Genomic DNA, 18,959 nt, shown 5'->3' on the forward strand with positions numbered 1-18,959 from the left:
AAACAGTCTATGAAAAAGAAAAAAAAGTATACCATGATACTCCCCAACCTATCGCCAGTTGCAATTTTTAAAAAAACCGTATGGTTTGGGCTCTTTTTATTTTTGGGATTTAGTGGGTATGGGCAGGATATTTCTATTGCCTTTGTAAGTAACGGGGAAGAAGATGGTACTGTCAATACTATATTTAGGGTTTCTAGTGGTCCTTCGGGATATACAGGTGACATTGTTGTGACATATACTATTGGGGGTGATGCGGATGAGGGATTTGATTATGCCACCCAAACCGGTTCGGTGAATATACCTGGTAATGGTGGCTCAGAAAGTTTTGCGGATATTATTATTGTAAGTATTGATGATAATTTGGTAGAGGGGAATGAAGAAATAATCGTGACTCTTCAAACTACTGATAATGGAGTGATTACGCAACCTACGGCTTCAGCGTTTATTCTAGACGATGATGTATCCGTCGAATTTTCAGTGGCCAACAGTTCGGACAATGAGGATGATGGGGGTAATTTACCTGTGCTGTTGCTAAACGGAAGGGTGAATGCAACAAAAACGGTTACCGTTTCGGATGCGGGAACGGGAACGGCTACCGGAGCTGGAGACGATTACAGTTTTACTAGCCCAACGGAGGTAAACATAACGGCTGGGGATTATGTTGATACCACAATACCCATTCCTACCTTGGCTATAGAGACTGATGGAATTGTAGAGGATGATGAAACGCTCGATTTAATATTGAGTGACCCCGATGGTGATGTTACCTTAGGTACCCAAACAACGACTACCTATACCATAGTGAATGATGATGCGGCTACCCTATCCATAGCTGCTACTACACAGGCAGCCGAGGATGATACCGATGGGGAGTTCACGATCAGTACTACAAGTCAATTCAGTACGGATGTGACCGTCGATATATCGATAACGGGCAGTGCATTGGAAGGGGATGACTTTGAGGGTATAGGCACTACGGTGACTTTCCCTGCGAACTCTGATACGACAACTATTCCTGTAGAGGTAATATTAGATGCCGATATAGAAGGGGATGAGACGGTTGTCGTTACCATGTCAAGTACCAACAATCCGGATGTTGGCATTGGGTCGCCTGATAATGCTACGGTTACGATTACGGACGATGATAGTTATATAGCCACAATAACAGCCTCTGGTCTTACGGCATCTGAAAACCCATTGTTAGGAGGGACCTTTACGGTAAGCCTAGATGCAGTCAATACCACGGGCAGTGATATCACGGTTAACTATACGGTTGGTGGTACGGCGACTTCGGGTTCGGACTTTACGGCACTTTCAGGGACGGTAACGATAGCTGATGGACAGCAGGATAATACGATAACATTAAACCCGATTGATGATACGGAAATAGAATTGGATGAGACGGTGGTATTGACTTTAGCAACAGGATCGGATTATACGGTAGGAACAACGGCCACGGCTACGGTGACCATAAGTAGTGATGACACGGCCACGCTTTCCATAGCGGCGACCACCCAGGCGGCCGAGGACAATACCGATGGCGAGTTCACTATAACGACATCGGACCAATTTCCAACGGATACAGAGGTAACCTTTTCGGTAGGTGGTAATGCAACGGCGAATTCGGATTACACGACATTGGGCACCACGGTGACTTTCCTTGCGAACTCTGATACGACGATCATTCCTGTGGGGGTTCTAGCGGATACCGATATCGAAGGGGACGAGACGGTGGTTGTTACCCTAACGGGAACCGACAATACGAATGTTACCATTGGGGCGACCGATTCGGCCACGGTCACGATTACCGACAACGACACGGCCACGCTTTCCATAACCGCTACTACCCAGGCGGCTGAGGACAATACGGATGGCTTGTTTACCATCACCACATCGAACCAATTCCCAACGGCTACAGAGGTTACCTTTTCGGTAGGTGGTAATGCAACGGCGAATTCGGATTACACGGCATTGGGCACCACGGTGACTTTCCCAGAGGGCACTGATTCGATAACCCTGCCGGTTGAGGTATTATCGGATGCATCCATAGAAGGGGACGAGACGGTGGTTGTTACCCTAACGGGAACCGACAATACGAATGTTACCATTGGGGCGAACGATTCGGCCACGGTCACGATAACCGACAACGACACGGCCACGCTTGCCATAACCACAACAGCACAAGCGGCCGAGGACAATACCGATGGCTTGTTCACCATCACGACGACAAATCAATTCAATACGGCAGTGACCGTCGATATATCAATTACAGGCAGTGCCACGGAAGGAACAGATTACGCTGCGATTGGCACCACGGTGAACTTCCCGGCGAACACTACTTCGATAACCCTACCGGTTGAAGTGTTGGCCGATGCTTCGGTAGAAGGTGATGAAACGGTAGTTGTAACCTTGACGGATACGGACAATACGGATGTTACCATCGGGGCGTCCGATGCGGCTACGATCACGATTACCGATAACGATTTTAATGCCATCAGCATCAATAATGTCATTTCGGATGAAGGGGATTTTACCACGACCCAATTTGACTTTACCGTCAGTATAGAAGGCGGGGGTGATGCGGTCACCGATATCGGTTTTACCTATAGCACCCAAAATGGTACGGCGACCTTGGCGGACAGTGATTATGTTCAAGTGACCAATGGTAGTGGTACCATTACGGCAGGTACCTCGAGTACATTGGTAACCGTAAACGTCAACGGGGATACCAAGGTAGAGGGCGATGAAACTTTCCTTGTGAATTTAAGCGCACCGGTCAATGCGACGATAACGGATGGAGAAGGATTGGGTACGATAACCAATGACGATTCGGCAACCATAAGCATCAATGACCCCGAACCCGTAAACGAGGGCAATTCGGGTACCGCCACTTTGAATTTTATAGTGAGTATCGATGCTTCCGATTCCAGTAGTTCCATTACGGTAGATTATGAAATAGAAGGGGGCAACCAAGACGGTAATGTTGGTTCGTTGACCTTTCCTGCAGCAACCACTACTTTGTCCCAGACCATAGCGGTGACGACCGATGGGGATTCGGTGGTTGAGGACGATGAAGAAGTTAAAGTTACGTTGAGTAACCCCAGTGCTAATGCCGATATTGATAACGATAACGACGTAGGGGAAAGCAGCTTTACCGACGACGATTCCGCAGGCTTGGTGGTCAATGATATTACGGTAAGTGAGGACGGTGGTTCGGCCACCTTTACCATTACCCTTAACGGAAGTACGTTATTGGGAACCTCGGTTGATTATCAAACATCCAATAATACTGCAATTGCTGGGGATGATTATGTAAGTACTTCTGGAACGGTAATTTTTGGAACCGGGACAGATCAAACCAGGTCTGTTGAGGTAACGTTAATTGACGATGACGTATTGGAATCTACCGAAACCTTCTTTTTAGACCTATCAAATCCTACCGGTCCGTTTAGTACTATTGTTGCTGGTCGAGGCATCGCAACCGTGACCGATGATGATAACTGCGCGGCCGCCCCGGTATTGAATACCGATGTGCAAACCACCTTCTGTGGTACGTTTGGTTATGATGACGGTACCCCCCTTAGTTTGAATGATTATACCGATTCCACCGCGCCTGCCGGGATGGTATTGACATGGAGTTTTGACTCTTACCCGTTGAACGTTGATGCCCATTTGCTTCCTTCGGAAGTCAATAACATCACCACGGGAGGGTCATATTATGGTTTCTTTTACGATGCGGACAATAATTGTGCAAGTACTAGCATAGAAGTGGAGTTGACCTTAAACCCTGTTCCGGTGATTGCCGAAACCATAGGGGATGAACGTTGTGGACCCGGGGAAGTGATCCTTTCGGCCAGTGGGGCCGTGGATGTAGACACCCCACCGACATTCATTTGGTATGATAGTGCGACAAGTACGACCCCTTTTGCAACCGGGTCAACGATAACGATACCCGATCTTCAAGAAACAACGTCTTATTACGTCGAAGCTTCTGCCAACGATTGTGTATCTGAACGGGAGGAAGTGATAGCGATCATTTATCCGTTGCCTTCAGCAGGCACCCCGACAAATGCCTCGGCCTGTAATGTGGCCGCCAATGGTCCCACACTCGTGGATCTCGACGATTTGCTGACCGGGGAAGGAAGTGGGGAATGGAGTGTAACCTCCGACCCTTCCAATTCGATTTCGATAGGAATCGGTAATATCATCGATTTTGAAGGCTTGGCAGATGGGGAATATGTATTCACCTTTACTACGGACAATGGTACCCCACCGTTTTGTGAGAATGTAAGTTCGGAAGTGACGATTACCGTCAATGATTGTGATGTGGATACCGATGGGGACGGACTTTTTGATGGGGTAGAGGCTACCCTAGGTACCGATCCCACCAATGTGGATACCGATGGGGACGGTATAGAGGATGGGGTCGAAGTCGGTGGCGATACCGCCAATCCTTTGGATGAGGATGGGGACGGGATCATCGATGCCTTGGATTCCAATATCGCGGATACCGATTCGGATGGTGTCTTGGATTGGTTGGATCCCGCAAATACCAATCCGTGTTTGCCCAATCCCGATAGCGAATTTTGCTTTGCTACGGTGGATCTGGAAATAATAAAGGCTTCCAATGTCGACAATGGGTATGTGACTATTGGCGATTATGTCACTTTCACTATTACAGTAAACAATGTTTCCGATGAATTGGCAACCTCCATACAAGTGAGGGAAATATTAGATGCTATAGCTTTCGATTATGATTCCCATTTTATCGCAACGGGAGGCGGGGTCTATGATGAAACAACAGGCCTTTGGGAAATACCGGAACTGGATGCCGGAGCAAGTGTCTCTCTTATTATAAATGTCAGAACTATCGAGTTGGGTACCTTTGAAAATACGGCCACCATATCGTCGGTTGCCCCTTATGATAGTAATCCGGAAAATGATGAAGCTACCATAGCCATTGAGGTAGGACTAAGTACGAACAATGAGCCGGGCTTTGTTTTCAAGATGTTTTCCCCCAATGGGGACGGGATCAATGATTACCTGTTTATAAACGATATAACGGATCCGGAATATGCCAATAATACATTGGAAATCTATGATCGTTATGGCAATCAGGTCTTCGCAACCAAAGGTTATGACAATACTTGGGACGGCACACGTAAGAACGAACAATTACCAAAGGGCACCTATTTCTATGTTTTGGATTTGGGGGATGGGTCCGGAGTTCAAAAAGGTTGGATCCAAATCTTAAGATAATACGATGATGAACTATAGAAAGCATACTTCTTATATACAAACGATTTGTTTTGTCTTTACGTTGGCATTCTTCGTATCCTTTGGGGTACAGGCACAAAAAGAGCCCCAATATACCCAGTACATGTACAATGTAGGCAGTTTTAATCCGGCCTATGTGGGTACGGTTGAAATGCCGGAAATCGTTGGACTGTACCGGGCACAATGGATCGATGTCCCCGGGGCGCCACGGACCATGAGATTCGGGATCAATGTTCCTTTTTCGAACGAAAAAACGGGGCTGGGTTTTAATGTCGTCAACGATGAATTGGGGCCTACGACCCAAACCTATGTCGATGTGGCCTATTCCTATCAGGTGAGCCTATCCGATGCCACCAAGCTTTCTTTCGGCTTGGATGTTGGCGGATCTTTCTTGCATGTCGATTATGAGGAGGAGTATTTTTATGATTCGAACGAGCCGCTATTGGATGAACAGGTGAATAAATTTTACCCGACCATCGGGGCAGGGGCATTTTTGTATTCCGAGAATTGGTATGCCGGTATTTCCATTCCCAATTTCCTGACGAATGGTATCTATGGGGATGAAGTGGCCGTATTGGTCGAAGACAAGGTACAGTTTAATTTAATTGGGGGGTATGTCTTCGATCTATCTAAAAAACTGAAGTTCAAACCGGCATTTATGGTCAATTACCTTCAAGGCTCCCCGGTGAACGTGAATGTATCATCGAACTTTTTGATCAATGATGTATTTACCTTAGGGGCCTCTTATAGGGTCGATAATGCCGTAAGCGGTTTGGCCGGGTTTCAGATCTCGGATGGGGTCTTTATTGGTTATTCATATGATTACAATACCAATGGGTTGGGAGACTACAATAATGGTTCCCATGAGGTCATTCTTAAATTTTATCTTGGCGGTGGCGGAGCACGGAGTAGGCAGCCCAAGATCAATAATGCAAAAGGCAAGCCTAAGCAAATAGATAGTCCACGGTTCTTTTAAAAAAGGGACATGGTAGCGTCCTAAAATCTGAAAGTTAAAAAGGCGAAAGTGATTTGTGACGGGAAAAACATTGAAAAGACACACATGAAAACAAAGGCTTTATTATTATGTTGTTTTATGATCTTGGCCAATCTGTCGGCCCAAGAGGAAAAGTCGGATGCCGATAAATTGTTTTATGGCTACGACTATAAGAATGCAATCGCGGCCTACCAAAAGGAAGCTGCAAAGGTACCTTTGAAAAACAGTCAATTGCTGAATCTGGCCGACTCCCATTATAAATTGGGCAATTATAAAGAGGCTTCACAACTATATTGGGATGTTTATCAAAAAGATACCATAGCCTCTTCCCATCGGTATAATATGATGCTTCAAAGTATGGCCAAATCGACTGGTCTTGATCGGGTAAAGGGTTTTTTGGCCACTGGGCATGAAGCCTTTACCAATGAACTCCTTCAAAATGCAGAATTCAATTATAACCTGTTGGCGTCCCATGACAGTGACAATGCCGGTTTTCAGGCCATCAATATAAGTGCCAATAGTCCACAAGCCGATTTCGCCCCTGCTTTTTATAAGGATCGGCTGTTGTTCAGTAGTTCAAGACGGAAAAAATCAAAGGCGGTCTACAAGCCGACCGGGGAAGCGTATCTCGATATTTATATCGGCAGGTCGCGTTCCGATGGCAATGTATTGAATGCTGCCGCTTATATTGGAATTCCCGAAAGTGAATACCATAAGGCGACGCCCTTTTATTCCGCATCCTTGGATAAGATCTTTTATGTAACGTCGAATACTTTTGAGGGGGGATTGCGATTTGATGAAAATGGAAAAAATGCCTTGGCGATCGCCATGGTCGGTGCCGATAAGGAAATCCAGTATCTTTTAAAGGATTTTAGCACCTCCTTTTATTATCCGTTTTATGACTCCAAATCAAAACGGTTGTATTTTGCTGCCGATTTCAAGGAAGGGTACGGGGGTACCGATATTTATTATGTGCTTACCCATAATGGGCAGATCTTGGGGGAGCCGACCAATCTAGGTCCTAACATCAACACGCCGGGGAATGAAATAGCCCCCTATATTTTCAACAATAACCTGTATTTTTCTTCCGATGTTTTTTATGGATTGGGGGGCATGGATATTTACAAGGCCGCCCTGCATACCGATGGGAGTTATGGGATTCCCATTAATCTGGGAAAAGGGGTCAATACCCCTGCTGACGATTTTGGGTTGATCATTAAGGAAGATGGTTCCGAAGGTTTATTGGGTTATTTTTCATCCAATAGGGCAGGAGGCAAGGGCAACGATGATATTTATGGATTTAAGGTTAAGGAAGAACTGGGCATGAAGACCCTCTCGTTTAAAGGAAGGGTAGTCGATGTAAATGCCGATTTGGGAATCAATAGGGCGAGAGTACAGGTGGTCAATACGGCCGATAGTATATTGAAAGAGGTATATACCGATGGAGCAGGCAGATTTAGAATAGAGATTCCATGGCAAGATCAAGTTACGGTCAAAGCAACCAAAGATCGATATTCCGAATTAGCGGTACCCTATTCGGAGACCGATCATGACAAAATAGGGGAACAAGGTTTTGAAATGGGACTTTTGTTGATCGATGACCTTTTGACCGAAAAAGAAGGAAAGGAAGTCATTAAATTGCAGAAATTCTATTTTGCCGGGAGACAAACGGACATTACCTTGGCCATTGCCATGGAATTGGATAAGGTCGTTGAAGCGGTACAGCGTTTCCCACAATTAAAATTGGCCATAGAAACCTATACGAACAGCAAAGGGGGCAAAAGCACCAACCTAAGACTTTCGCAAAATAGGGCCGATGCCATAAAGACCTATCTTATGGATAAGGGTGTAGCTGCAGACAATATTGTATCGGCCAAAGGCTTTGGGGAAGAAAACTTGGTGAATAAATGTGCCGATGGGGTCTATTGTCTTGACTTTTTGCACAAACAGAATGACCGGTCGCTCATAGTGGTGACCAATGCCGATGAACTTTAGTCAAAACTTTAAGGGTTGCATACCTTGGAATTTCAAAAGACCACGATCCAAAAATAGTAAATCGAAAAAAGCCCCAAGAATACAATACCTGAATAGGTCAGTATCCGTAAGCCTTTTTTAGGCCTTAAGTGAAGGGGAATCTCATGGCTCATTACGTTTTTCAGGTTCATGAATCCAATGATCGGGGCTACCACAAAGGAGACAAAAGTGGCCAAGGCGACCAGCTTTCCCATATCGGACTGGAAACCCAATACTACGGTCAAGTTGATCAAAGACAGGAGAATGACCAATAGCGCAAAAGGCCATTTTTTGGTTCGGACATCCAGTTTCGGGGAAAGTAGCCCTATAATATCCAAACTTACCCTTGCGATGGCATCGTGGGCAGAAAGGCATGTGCTGAACATGGTGCCGAAAGCGGCCGTGGCGATAAATACATAGGCCCAAATTCCGATATGGGTCGTAAACAATTGAACCACTTGATCGGCAAAATTCACGGCATTGCCACTTAAGACGGTTTGGGTGCCGTATAAGGTAAACCACCCGATAACCATGAAGAAAATGGCCAAAATCCCGGTTAGGATATAACCGAAATTAAATTCCAGGAGCGATTCTTTAAGAGTGGGTCTAGATGAACCGTTCTTCCATTTTTCAATACTCCATAGACTTACCCAACTCGATGCTTCAACGGTGGTAGGCATCCATCCCATCAATCCGATCAGGAATAGGATACCCACCTCATTGAAAATAGGTTCTGGTGTAAAATCCGCCACGGGTATAACCTTGCCCTTCAAGAGTACCAGAACGGTCGTAACCATCAAAGCAAGGAACAATAGGGTCACAATAAGCTTCAACGATAGTTCGAGTAAACGATAACGCCCCACGATCAAGAGGGTCGATATAAAAGCAAATAGCCCCAAGGCCACCGTACTGATGGGGATATCCGTGATTTTAATAAGGTTGATGAAGAGTCCTGCGGTAACCGTATATAAGGCAGCGAGAATGGTAAATGTAGATACGAAAGTTATAAAGGCATAAAACCAAAGATACACCTTGCCCCGCTTTAAATACCCTTCGATCAAGGAGGTGTTGGTGATATTGGTGTAACGTACCCCGAATTCGAAGAAAGGATATTTAAAGATATTGGCCAAAACAATGGGGATGATCATGATCCACCCATATTGGGCACCCGCTTTGGTAGACAATACCAAATGGGAGGTTCCTATGGCCATACCGGCGAACAAAAGACCGGGACCTAGGTTTTTGATGAATAATTTTAATTGGGCCATAAGATTAATGCGTACGAAATCTATCTAAATTACGGTTTTTGGTGGTATGTTCCTTGGGGTTATTTTATTTCAATGGTATTTCCGTAGTATTTGGGTTCTGTTTTTAAAAGTAGGTCGATAAAGACCTTTACCCTGGCCAAATATTCCCTAACATGCACTTTAAGGCCTTGCTTTCCGGTAATATCCCGGGCATTGTACCCAATGGCATGCAGCCCGTATCGGTTAGCGATGTAAATGGCACGTTCATTATGGAACTTTTGGGAAATTACCGTAACGGTGTCCAAACCGAAAACGACATTGGCCCGTACCATGGAATCCAAAGTTCTGAAGCCCGCATAATCGAGAAAGATACGATCGGCAGGCAGGCCATGGGCCATAAGGTCTTTTTTCATGGTGGTGGGCTCGTTGTAATATATGGTCCCGTTGTCGCCACTGACCAATACATATTCGATTTTATTTGCCTTGAAAAGTGCAACAGCGGCCTCAATACGATGGGTGTAATAAGGATTGGGTTGGCCGCCTACCAGTTTTTGGGCCGTACCGAGTAGTAGGCCTACCCGGTTTTTGGGAACGGTAGGTAAAGTCGTGTAGGTTTTGTCTTTGGCCCCCGATTCAATAACGGTATTGCAGGTAAAAATGAGCAATACCCCCAATAAGAGGAGCACCCCTATTTTTTTTAATACCCCTTTGATGGTAACTTTTCCCATAGCCATATATAAAGGTAGCCAATTAAGAAAAAGTATAGGATTAAATTCGGGCAAAATACCAAGTCGTTCCTCCTTTTTTACGGAAACTTACCGATTGACCTTGTAGGTAGCGCTATAAGGTTTTTACACGGATCGTACCGAAAGGAAAATACGTTTGGTTAGGGCTGCCGCATTATTTTTCGACGCCCGTGTATTCCGGATATTGGATTTTCTTAAAATTAGGCGATACCCTTCATTTTCGCCTGAAGTAATTTGGCGTATAGGATTTGGTTTTCAGCTATTTTTTCCAGTTCCTCTTGGGTATATCCCGATGCGGCATAGGCTCGCACTTTTTGGGGCTGTTTTTTTTGTTGGGGGACGGTCGTTTTGTTTTTATGGAATTTAATGCCAAGTTCGGCCAGTAAAAGCTCCAAGGCATGGAATTGGGATTTGTTTTTGGTAGTTGAACTTTTGGTTAAGGTACTTGGGGCTTTTTTTGTAAAAAACATAGCATTTGGATTTGGGGTTTTTTAAACAACGTAAAAAATGGGTGTTTATTGTAATATCTTTCGTTAAAGTTAGGAAATAACTTACAAATTTATGATGTGGTAAGAATTCGGGATACGGACGAAGTTTGGTAACGTGTTGTTAGTCAATTATTCAGTGGGTAAGGTCTACGGGTTGTTGGCATAAATCGGGCCATTTTTATATTTTCACGGTGCTTAAAAAACGGGAAACATGATATAAATCATATTTGTGCTACCTTTAAAGCGAATAATACAAATGTTCCCCTAACATGAGTATTTAAGGAATCAATTGAAAGGTATTTATGAAATGGTATGTCTTATATGTAAAACCGAAATCTGAAAAAAAAGTAGCCGAATTGCTGCGGAAAATGGGGATAGAGGTGTATTGCCCATTGGTCAAGGAAGTCCGACAATGGAGCGACCGTAAGAAAACCGTTGAAAACCCCTTGTTCAAGTCCTATGTGTTCGTACGATTGAATAATAATGAGCGGCAAATGGTCTTTGCCGTTCCGGGGGTGGTCCGTTATCTTTTTTGGCTGGGAAAACCGGCCGTGGTCAGGGATGAGGAAATCCAGGCCATAGAGAACTGGTTGACCGATGATGCCATTGAGGATATTACCCTGTCCAAATTGGTGCCAGGGGACGAATTGCACCTTAAAAACGGAATCTTAAAAGACCATAAGGCGATAATCCAAAAGGTGGGCAAAAAACGGATCCGATTGGTCATCCCGGGATTGGGGATGGTCCTAAATGCCCGGATCAAGGATGTGGTATGATTTGATCGAAGTCAATTAGGGTCATTTTACTTGACTCTACGATTGAAAGAAGGGTATAATGCATTGGTATTAGGCTATTTATATTATTAAAATAACCGCCTTTTGTAACAAATACAGCGAAATAATCTGGGTTTTTTTGATTTTTAGGTAGAAAGTGAGATGTTCGCTCATGCACTTTGTCGATCTAATTGGTCAATATGTCTTTAGATTTAATATTTTATTACTATTTTCTCAATGAGAACATCTTAAATATAAATGCTAATATGTTGAATATGTTCACTCAAGGAATTTAAATATTGTATACTTCGTAATTCTTGGGAAAGATTAAAGGAAAAAATTGCTCCGATGCAATAAGCCTTCTATTTTCACGATTGTAATTTTGGGTATATACAAAAAATCCAAGGCAGGCAACTCTTAATGGAGCCATCCCAGATGGCAGATTATAAATGCCTAATAATCAGTTTGATTGTCGCTATAGTATGTAGCTGACAACGCGGAGCGCTGATTGACATTCAGATTTAAGATTAACAATTTGGAATTCCTGCCGAATTGATTTGAATCTTGCGAAATTTAATTCAACCACCTAAAACTTTATATCCGGTCTGGATAAAGAATAGGGGTTTCGGATAAGGCGATAACCATTAACAAAATATAGCATATACTATGAAAGTAGCATTTATCACCGGGGTGACCGGTCAGGACGGGGCTTATTTGAGTGAGTTCCTATTGAAAAAAGGATATGAGGTACATGGTCTTAAAAGAAGGGCCTCTTTGTTTAATACGGATCGGGTAGATCATCTGTATCAGGATCCCCATGTTGAAAACCGTAATTTTATTTTACACTATGGGGATATGACCGATAGTACGAACCTAATTCGCTTGATCCAGGAAATTCAACCCGATGAAATCTATAACTTGGCCGCAATGAGCCATGTACAAGTGTCGTTCGAGGTTCCTGAATATACAGGTAATGCCGATGGTCTGGGTACCCTTAGGATATTGGATGCGGTCCGTTTGTTGGGCTTGGAAAAGAAAACCCGTATTTATCAGGCTTCCACCTCCGAATTGTATGGTAAGGTACAGGAAGTTCCCCAGTCGGAAACAACACCTTTTTACCCCCGAAGTCCGTATGCCGTAGCAAAAATGTATGCCTATTGGATTACCGTAAATTATCGGGAAGCTTATGGAATGTATGCCTGTAACGGTATTTTGTTCAATCATGAGTCGCCCATTCGTGGAGAGACTTTCGTAACCCGGAAAATTACCCGGGCAGCGGCACGGATCGCATTGGGCCTACAGGATAAATTGTATTTGGGTAACCTTGATGCTAAAAGGGATTGGGGCCATGCCAAGGATTATGTGCGTATGATGTGGATGATCCTCCAGGCCGAGGAAGCCGAAGATTGGGTAATCGCCACTGGGAAGACCACTCCGGTCAGGGAGTTCGTCAGGATGGCTTTCGCCGAGGTCGGGATTGAACTGGAATTCAAAGGCGAAGGGGTAAATGAGAAAGGATATGTAAAAGCGTGCTCCGATCCGGAATTCCAATTGGAGGTCGGGAAAGAGGTGTTGGCTGTGGATCCCAAGTATTTCAGGCCTACCGAAGTGGATCTGTTGATCGGAGATGCCACCAAGGCGAATACCAAATTGGGCTGGATCCCTGAATATGACCTTCAAGGTCTTGTAAAGGATATGATGAAAAGCGATATCAAATTGATGCAGAAAGACCAGCATTTGAAGTATGGAGGGTATGATACGTTCAATTATTATGAGTGATGCAGTGAAACAGTGATGCAATGTGACGGCAGGTAAGAGGGGTGATGATGGATCTTTGGAAATTCAGTGAGTGACTCATGAAGATTTGGAAGTTTGGAAATTAAGCGGGCTGCGATTTCAGTGCCTTCGAATATTGCTGAGGGTGCCGGAAGAAGATCGATAAAAGAATTTTTGAGGTTTTTGGATATTGCGAATGGTTCTTTAAGTGAGTTGGAAACACAACTGATTATTATTGAAAAATTAAACTTTGCTGAGGTCGGTGATATTGTAGATAACAAGATAACTGTGATTCGTAAAATGATTTATAAGTTGAAAGGGTCATTGAATAACAAATTATAATTGCAGTGAATAGTCGTTTTACCATGTCACTTAACCGAATCACTATATCACCGAATCACTATATCACTGAATCACGGTTTTACCACTAGTACAAATCAAATGAACAATACAAAACAAGCTAAAATATACATTGCAGGCCATAGGGGTTTGGTCGGGAGTGCCATTGTAAAGAACCTAGAAGCCAAAGGGTATTCCAATTTCGTGACCCGAACCCATAAAGAGCTGGATTTGACCGATAGTACGGCCGTGGCCGATTTCTTTGCCAGTGAAAAGCCGGAGTATGTGTTTTTGGCGGCAGCCAAAGTCGGGGGTATCGTGGCCAATAACACCTATAGGGCCGATTTCATCCATGCAAACCTGATGATCCAGAACAATGTGATCCATCAGGCCTATGTGCACGGGGTAAAAAAGCTGATGTTCTTGGGGAGTACCTGTATCTATCCCAAAAACTGTCCCCAACCGATGAAGGAGGATTACCTCTTAACCGATGTTCTGGAGTATACCAATGAGCCGTATGCCATTGCCAAGATTGCCGGTATAAAAATGTGCGAGAGTTATAACCTACAGTACGGGACCAATTTCATATCGGTGATGCCCACCAACCTATACGGCCCCAACGATAATTTCGATTTGGAGAAATCCCATGTATTACCGGCCTTGATTCGAAAAATGCATTTGGGCAAGGCCTTTGAAAATGGCGAATGGGCCAGCATCCGTAAAGATCTGGACCGACTGCCCATCGAAGGTATCGATGGTTCGGCGGACAAAGATGAGATATACAGTATCCTGGATAAGTACGGGATCCAGGAAAAAGAAGATGGGGTACATCTGGAAATCTGGGGCAGCGGCAAGCCCATGCGGGAGTTTTTATGGAGCGAGGACATGGCCGATGCCTGTGTGTTCTTGATGGAGCATAGGGACTTTACCGATTGTTATTCCCCCGGGACCAAAGAAATACGCAATACCCATATCAATATCGGTACGGGAAAGGACATTTCGATAAAAGAACTGGCCCAGACCATTAAGGAAGCCATTGGTTTTAAGGGGACCCTTTTTTTCAATACCGACAAACCGGACGGTACGATGAAGAAACTCACCGACCCATCAAAACTCCATGGATTGGGCTGGAAACATACCATCGATTTGGAAGAAGGTGTGGCCAAGGTCTATCAATGGTATACCCAAAAGCAAGGGATTTTGGATCTTAGATGAATATGGAGGCTTCCTTGCGCTTCATATAATGTTTGATCGTCAACGACTTTTTTACCTTTTAAACTAAGTAAGTGCCAATATAATAATGGAAGACCCTACTTTTGTGCTGTCCCTAAAAATCGTTAAGACAATGCTATTCCCTCATTTTGTTTAACTGAATTCGGATTTTTTTAAGGATTCTTGAATGCCTGCGTTTAACAAAATACTTTAATCATATGGAAATAAGAAGTTCATATTTCATTATTCCCCTTTCTTTGGTATTTCATATTGCAACGATAAATTTAACGTTGTATATATTTACTCCCGAGACCTATTTCAATGTATTCAGTATTGTATATTTGAATACCACATGGGTGATGGTGACCCATATGTTGGACTTTTATCCTACAGCAAGAAGGGAGGGGTTCATGACCCATCTCGGAAATTTCTTTCGGCTTTTCTTTTTTTATGCCTTTGTCTATTATGCCTTATTTGCCCTGTTGGATTATAATCCGTATTCGATAGACTATCTTTTCCAAGTCTATCTATTCATATGTACCTTGTTTACCTTGTATAGGATGTTCTTCTTTTGGGCCAGGAACAAATATCGTACCCATGGGGGTAATTCGGTTAAAGTGGTGGTAATCGGTAGGGATAGGAATTTAAAAAAAATCAGGCATGTCTTCGATAATTCGAACTTTGGGTACCGCTATTTAGGGTATTTCGACAATTACAAGTCCAAAAGCCCTACCTACTTAGGGGATATAAATACCGCCTTTACCTATATTTTTGAAAATGAAATTGATGAGGTGTATTGTATGGCTTCGCGTTTGTCCAAGGAAGAATTGCAGCAATTGATGTCCATCGCCGACAATAGTTTAAAACGGATAAAGATCATTCCCGATAATAAGGAATTGATTTCAAGGGCCATGTCCATCGAACTTTATGACAGTGTTCCCGTATTGAATTTAAGGGCATCCCCTTTGGAAATGGAATATGCCACCATGGTGAAGCGTATTTTCGATATCGTGTTCTCAAGTTTTGTCATTGTATTCGTACTTTCTTGGCTTACGCCTTTGGTGCTCATTCTTTTGAAGATCGATTCCAAGGGTCCTTTGTTCTTTAAACAGAAACGGCATGGGGTCAATCGTCAAAGTTTTTGGTGTTACAAATTCCGATCCATGACACAGAGCAAGGAAAGTGATACCATGATGGCCACTAAAAACGATATGCGGATTACCCGAGTGGGTAGGATATTGCGAAAAACCAGTATTGATGAGTTACCCCAATTTTTCAATGTACTCAAGGGCGATATGAGTGTGGTAGGTCCGAGGCCGCATATGGAATTCCATACGCAGCAATTCGAGAAATCGGTGGATAAATATCTGGTGAGGCATTTTCTAAAACCGGGCATCACAGGCTTGGCCCAAATAAAAGGATACCGTGGAGAGATTGTTGAACAGTCCGATATCGTGAACAGGGTACGTTATGATATCTTTTATTTGGAAAAATGGTCGATCCTGTTGGATTTCAGGATTATATTTGACACCGTGTTCAATGCCGTCCGAGGGGAGGAAAAGGCGTATTAGTTCAAAGGTAAAAGTCTTAGGTAGCTGAATTGGAAGTTGAATGTTGAATTAATAGGGTTATACAGGTTGAAAATCACAAATCATGAATATCCCGGGATTTTTTTGTTTTGGTTATTTAGAACTACAACTTGATAAAATAATTATTTGATTGTATATGAATGAATTAAAAAATGAATTTTTAGATTCGGAAGAAAATAACCTAGGGGATATTTTCAAGAAATATCTAAAATACTGGCCACTCTTCGCCATTGGTATCATAATCGGCTTGACGGTAGCTTTTCTTCATCTTAGATATCGGGCAGAGCCCGAATATCAAATAAGCAGTACCATTTTGATCAAGAACAAGGGAGCCGGTAAAGGCATTGGTGAAATGGATGGTTTTAATAATCTTGGGTTGGTAAAAACGACTCAAAGTTTGGAGGATGAGATCGGTATCTTGACCTCCTCAGGGATAATGGAAGAGGTTATTTCCAAAAATTCATTTAACATTGATTATTTTATAGAGGGCACCATTCGGGATGTGGAAATTTATGGGGATGAAGTACCCGTACAAATTATGGTCGATGAAACCGCAGAGAATTTGGTCTATGGTTTGCCCATAAATATTCGGTTTTTAAATAGGGACACCTATGAGTTGAGTACCACCTTCAATGATAAGGAGTTGGTTTCGGAACATGCCTTCGGGGATTTGGTCGTTCTTCCTTATGGTACGATGACCATTGTGCCCAAAGCGAATTTTTCGGAAACTGGCATTTCCCGCCCCCTATTTTTTAAGATTGTGAACAAGGATCGATTGGCCATCAATTATGTTAATAGACTAAGTATTTATCCGGATAATGATACGGGTAGTTTATTAAGGCTGAATTTTGTTTTGTCCCATAGAAAAAAAGGAGAGGAAGTACTATCCAAGGTAATTGAGACTTATATTGAAAAAACCATAAAGTATGAAAACGAATTGGCCGAGAATACCATAAAGATGATCGATGATCGGTTAAAACTGCTTTCCGGGGAAATTGAGGATGTTGAAAATACGGTCGTAGATTTCAAAAGGGAAAATGTGGTGACCGATGTAGCCAGTAATGCGGATAGTTATATACAGCAAGCCAATGAGTATAAAAAACAAGTTGCGGAATATGATACCCAGATAAACGTACTGTCGAATATCGAACAATCGCTTATAGCAGGGGATATGTCATCTACCATTGGCGGATCTTATTCGATCAATGACCCTGCTTTAATGAGCCTTATCAATAAATACAATGAAGCCTTTATAAAAAAACAGGGTTTATCGCAATCCGCAGTAACCTCCAACCCCCTTATCGTAAGCTTGGATGCCAGTTTAAAGAGTTTACGGGCCTCCATATTGCAGAATGTTAAAAGCAATAAAAATGGCCTGATCATTGCCAGGGGGAATCTATATGCCAACGCAAGCCGATATGATGCGCAAATCGCCAAAGTGCCCGGTATGGAGAAAGAATTACTGGAGATTAGCCGCGATAAGAGTACCAAAGAAGGGTTATACCTGTACTTATTGCAAAAGCGGGAAGAAGAAGTGCTTTCCATGGCCGCTCCGGTGTCTTCTACAAGGATTGTAAACCTTCCTAAAGCAGGGTTGAATCCCATAAGTCCGAATAAAAAAATGTTTTATTTGAGTGGACTGCTATTGGGCGTGTTCATTCCATTTTCATTGGTTTATATGAAAGAGGCCTTGAATACCAAAGTCCGTTCAATTGAGGATTTGTCAAAATCGGTGACCGCACCGGTATTGGGTAAGATTTCAAGAAGTAAGGACAAAACAATGATTGATACGGATGAAGATAGGGATTCCCCCACGGCGGAACTTTTTCGTTTGTTACGCTTTAATTTGGATTATTTAAAACAGACGGATAGAAACCAGACCATTTTGGTGACCTCTTCGGTCAAGGGAGAGGGAAAAACCTTTATTGCCTCCAATTTAGCCGTTACCCTGGCTTCCAACGGAGAAAAAGTGGTGGTATTGGCCTTTGACCTTAGGGAACCGCAATTAATGGACGATTTTGGGTTGCCCAACTCACCGGGTATTTCTGACTTTATCCTAAAAAAAGGGATGTCCTTGGATGGGGTCATTCAGCAACACCCCAATATTGAAAATTTATCCCTAATCGGTTCGGGTATGGTAGCCTCCCACTTAGGTAGTTTAATGTTGAGTAAGCGCATTGATCTATTAATGGATGCCTTAAAAAAGGAGTACGATCGAATCATCATTGATACGGCACCCATAGGCTTGGTTTCAGATGCCTTTGCATTAAACGCATATTTGGATAGTACGATCTATGTAGTTCGGAAAGATGTAACCCAAAAAGAACATCTGAAAAACATTAATGCAATCCATAAGAGCAATAAATTGAAGAATTGCATGGTATTGTTGAACGATGATACCGAGGCGGTTGAAACCTATGGCTATGGTAAATACGGGAAATAGGTCTTGGGTTAGAGGAAGGATTTGTAACTATAATTCAATTACAAGCGGTTTAATGATAAAAA

At 43.2% G+C, this 18,959-nt stretch carries 12 protein-coding genes; 9 read left to right on the forward strand and 3 right to left on the reverse strand.

Annotation, left to right across the window (positions count from 1 at the left end; genetic code table 11):
• The first annotated feature begins 9 nt into the window (after window positions 1–9).
• The 3 genes from PHU20_RS06365 (at window position 10) to PHU20_RS06375 (ending at window position 8,266) form a co-directional block, all read left to right on the forward strand.
• Window positions 10–5,259 carry a Calx-beta domain-containing protein gene (locus PHU20_RS06365; protein ID WP_274824525.1) on the forward strand — a complete coding sequence of 1,750 codons (5,250 nt, stop codon included), beginning with the start codon at window positions 10–12 and terminating at the stop codon, window positions 5,257–5,259.
• A 4-nt stretch (window positions 5,260–5,263) separates the two neighbouring features.
• Window positions 5,264–6,253 carry a PorP/SprF family type IX secretion system membrane protein gene (locus PHU20_RS06370; protein ID WP_274824526.1) on the forward strand — a complete coding sequence of 330 codons (990 nt, stop codon included), beginning with the start codon at window positions 5,264–5,266 and terminating at the stop codon, window positions 6,251–6,253.
• 84 nt (window positions 6,254–6,337) lie between these two features.
• A complete protein-coding gene (locus PHU20_RS06375; protein WP_274824527.1) occupies window positions 6,338–8,266 on the forward strand; it encodes an OmpA family protein in 1,929 nt (642 codons plus the stop codon).
• 32 nt (window positions 8,267–8,298) lie between these two features.
• Here PHU20_RS06375 and PHU20_RS06380 read toward each other — a convergent pair whose 3' ends face one another.
• The 3 genes from PHU20_RS06380 to PHU20_RS06390 all read right to left on the reverse strand — a co-directional run bounded on the left by PHU20_RS06380 (window position 8,299) and on the right by PHU20_RS06390 (window position 10,747).
• Window positions 8,299–9,552, reverse strand: coding sequence for an NRAMP family divalent metal transporter (locus PHU20_RS06380; RefSeq protein WP_274824528.1), 1,254 nt, complete (start codon window positions 9,550–9,552; stop codon window positions 8,299–8,301).
• A 59-nt stretch (window positions 9,553–9,611) separates the two neighbouring features.
• Window positions 9,612–10,259: a SanA/YdcF family protein gene (locus PHU20_RS06385; RefSeq protein WP_274824529.1), complete on the reverse strand. Its 648-nt coding sequence runs from the start codon at window positions 10,257–10,259 to the stop codon at window positions 9,612–9,614.
• Window positions 10,260–10,477: 218 nt separating this feature from the next.
• Window positions 10,478–10,747 (reverse strand): hypothetical protein, encoded by a 270-nt coding sequence (locus PHU20_RS06390; RefSeq protein ID WP_274824530.1) that lies wholly within the window; start codon window positions 10,745–10,747, stop codon window positions 10,478–10,480.
• Between the two features lie 320 nt (window positions 10,748–11,067).
• Between PHU20_RS06390 and PHU20_RS06395 the strand changes: the two genes are divergently transcribed.
• From PHU20_RS06395 to PHU20_RS06420, 6 genes are all read left to right on the forward strand, one after another.
• Window positions 11,068–11,541: a UpxY family transcription antiterminator gene (locus tag PHU20_RS06395; protein ID WP_274824531.1), complete on the forward strand. Its 474-nt coding sequence runs from the start codon at window positions 11,068–11,070 to the stop codon at window positions 11,539–11,541.
• Window positions 11,542–12,204: 663 nt separating this feature from the next.
• Complete coding sequence (gene gmd, locus PHU20_RS06400) at window positions 12,205–13,317, forward strand: GDP-mannose 4,6-dehydratase (protein ID WP_274824532.1); 1,113 nt, start codon at window positions 12,205–12,207, stop codon at window positions 13,315–13,317.
• Between the two features lie 93 nt (window positions 13,318–13,410).
• Window positions 13,411–13,656: a four helix bundle protein gene (locus tag PHU20_RS06405; RefSeq protein ID WP_274824533.1), complete on the forward strand. Its 246-nt coding sequence runs from the start codon at window positions 13,411–13,413 to the stop codon at window positions 13,654–13,656.
• 99 nt (window positions 13,657–13,755) lie between these two features.
• The gene (locus PHU20_RS06410; protein WP_274824534.1) at window positions 13,756–14,868 is read left to right on the forward strand and encodes a GDP-L-fucose synthase family protein; all 1,113 of its coding nucleotides are present in this window, start codon (window positions 13,756–13,758) and stop codon (window positions 14,866–14,868) included.
• 215 nt (window positions 14,869–15,083) lie between these two features.
• Window positions 15,084–16,436 carry an undecaprenyl-phosphate glucose phosphotransferase gene (locus PHU20_RS06415; protein WP_274824535.1) on the forward strand — a complete coding sequence of 451 codons (1,353 nt, stop codon included), beginning with the start codon at window positions 15,084–15,086 and terminating at the stop codon, window positions 16,434–16,436.
• Window positions 16,437–16,590: 154 nt separating this feature from the next.
• Window positions 16,591–18,897: a GumC family protein gene (locus tag PHU20_RS06420; RefSeq protein WP_274824536.1), complete on the forward strand. Its 2,307-nt coding sequence runs from the start codon at window positions 16,591–16,593 to the stop codon at window positions 18,895–18,897.
• The last annotated feature ends 62 nt before the right edge of the window (window positions 18,898–18,959 follow it).

The sequence above is a fragment of the Maribacter polysaccharolyticus genome (genome assembly GCF_028882255.1).
Lineage (GTDB): Bacteria > Bacteroidota > Bacteroidia > Flavobacteriales > Flavobacteriaceae > Maribacter_A > Maribacter_A polysaccharolyticus.

Coding starts and splice junctions, on each gene's coding strand:
- PHU20_RS06415 (WP_274824535.1), top strand. CDS start 15,084: ATGGAAATAAGAAGTTCATATTTCATTATTCCCCTTTCTTTGGTATTT.
- PHU20_RS06380 (WP_274824528.1), bottom strand. CDS start 9,552: ATGGCCCAATTAAAATTATTCATCAAAAACCTAGGTCCCGGTCTTTTG.
- PHU20_RS06390 (WP_274824530.1), bottom strand. CDS start 10,747: ATGTTTTTTACAAAAAAAGCCCCAAGTACCTTAACCAAAAGTTCAACT.
- PHU20_RS06395 (WP_274824531.1), top strand. CDS start 11,068: ATGAAATGGTATGTCTTATATGTAAAACCGAAATCTGAAAAAAAAGTA.
- PHU20_RS06410 (WP_274824534.1), top strand. CDS start 13,756: ATGAACAATACAAAACAAGCTAAAATATACATTGCAGGCCATAGGGGT.
- PHU20_RS06420 (WP_274824536.1), top strand. CDS start 16,591: ATGAATGAATTAAAAAATGAATTTTTAGATTCGGAAGAAAATAACCTA.
- PHU20_RS06375 (WP_274824527.1), top strand. CDS start 6,338: ATGAAAACAAAGGCTTTATTATTATGTTGTTTTATGATCTTGGCCAAT.
- PHU20_RS06370 (WP_274824526.1), top strand. CDS start 5,264: ATGATGAACTATAGAAAGCATACTTCTTATATACAAACGATTTGTTTT.
- PHU20_RS06385 (WP_274824529.1), bottom strand. CDS start 10,259: ATGGGAAAAGTTACCATCAAAGGGGTATTAAAAAAAATAGGGGTGCTC.
- gmd (WP_274824532.1), top strand. CDS start 12,205: ATGAAAGTAGCATTTATCACCGGGGTGACCGGTCAGGACGGGGCTTAT.
- PHU20_RS06365 (WP_274824525.1), top strand. CDS start 10: ATGAAAAAGAAAAAAAAGTATACCATGATACTCCCCAACCTATCGCCA.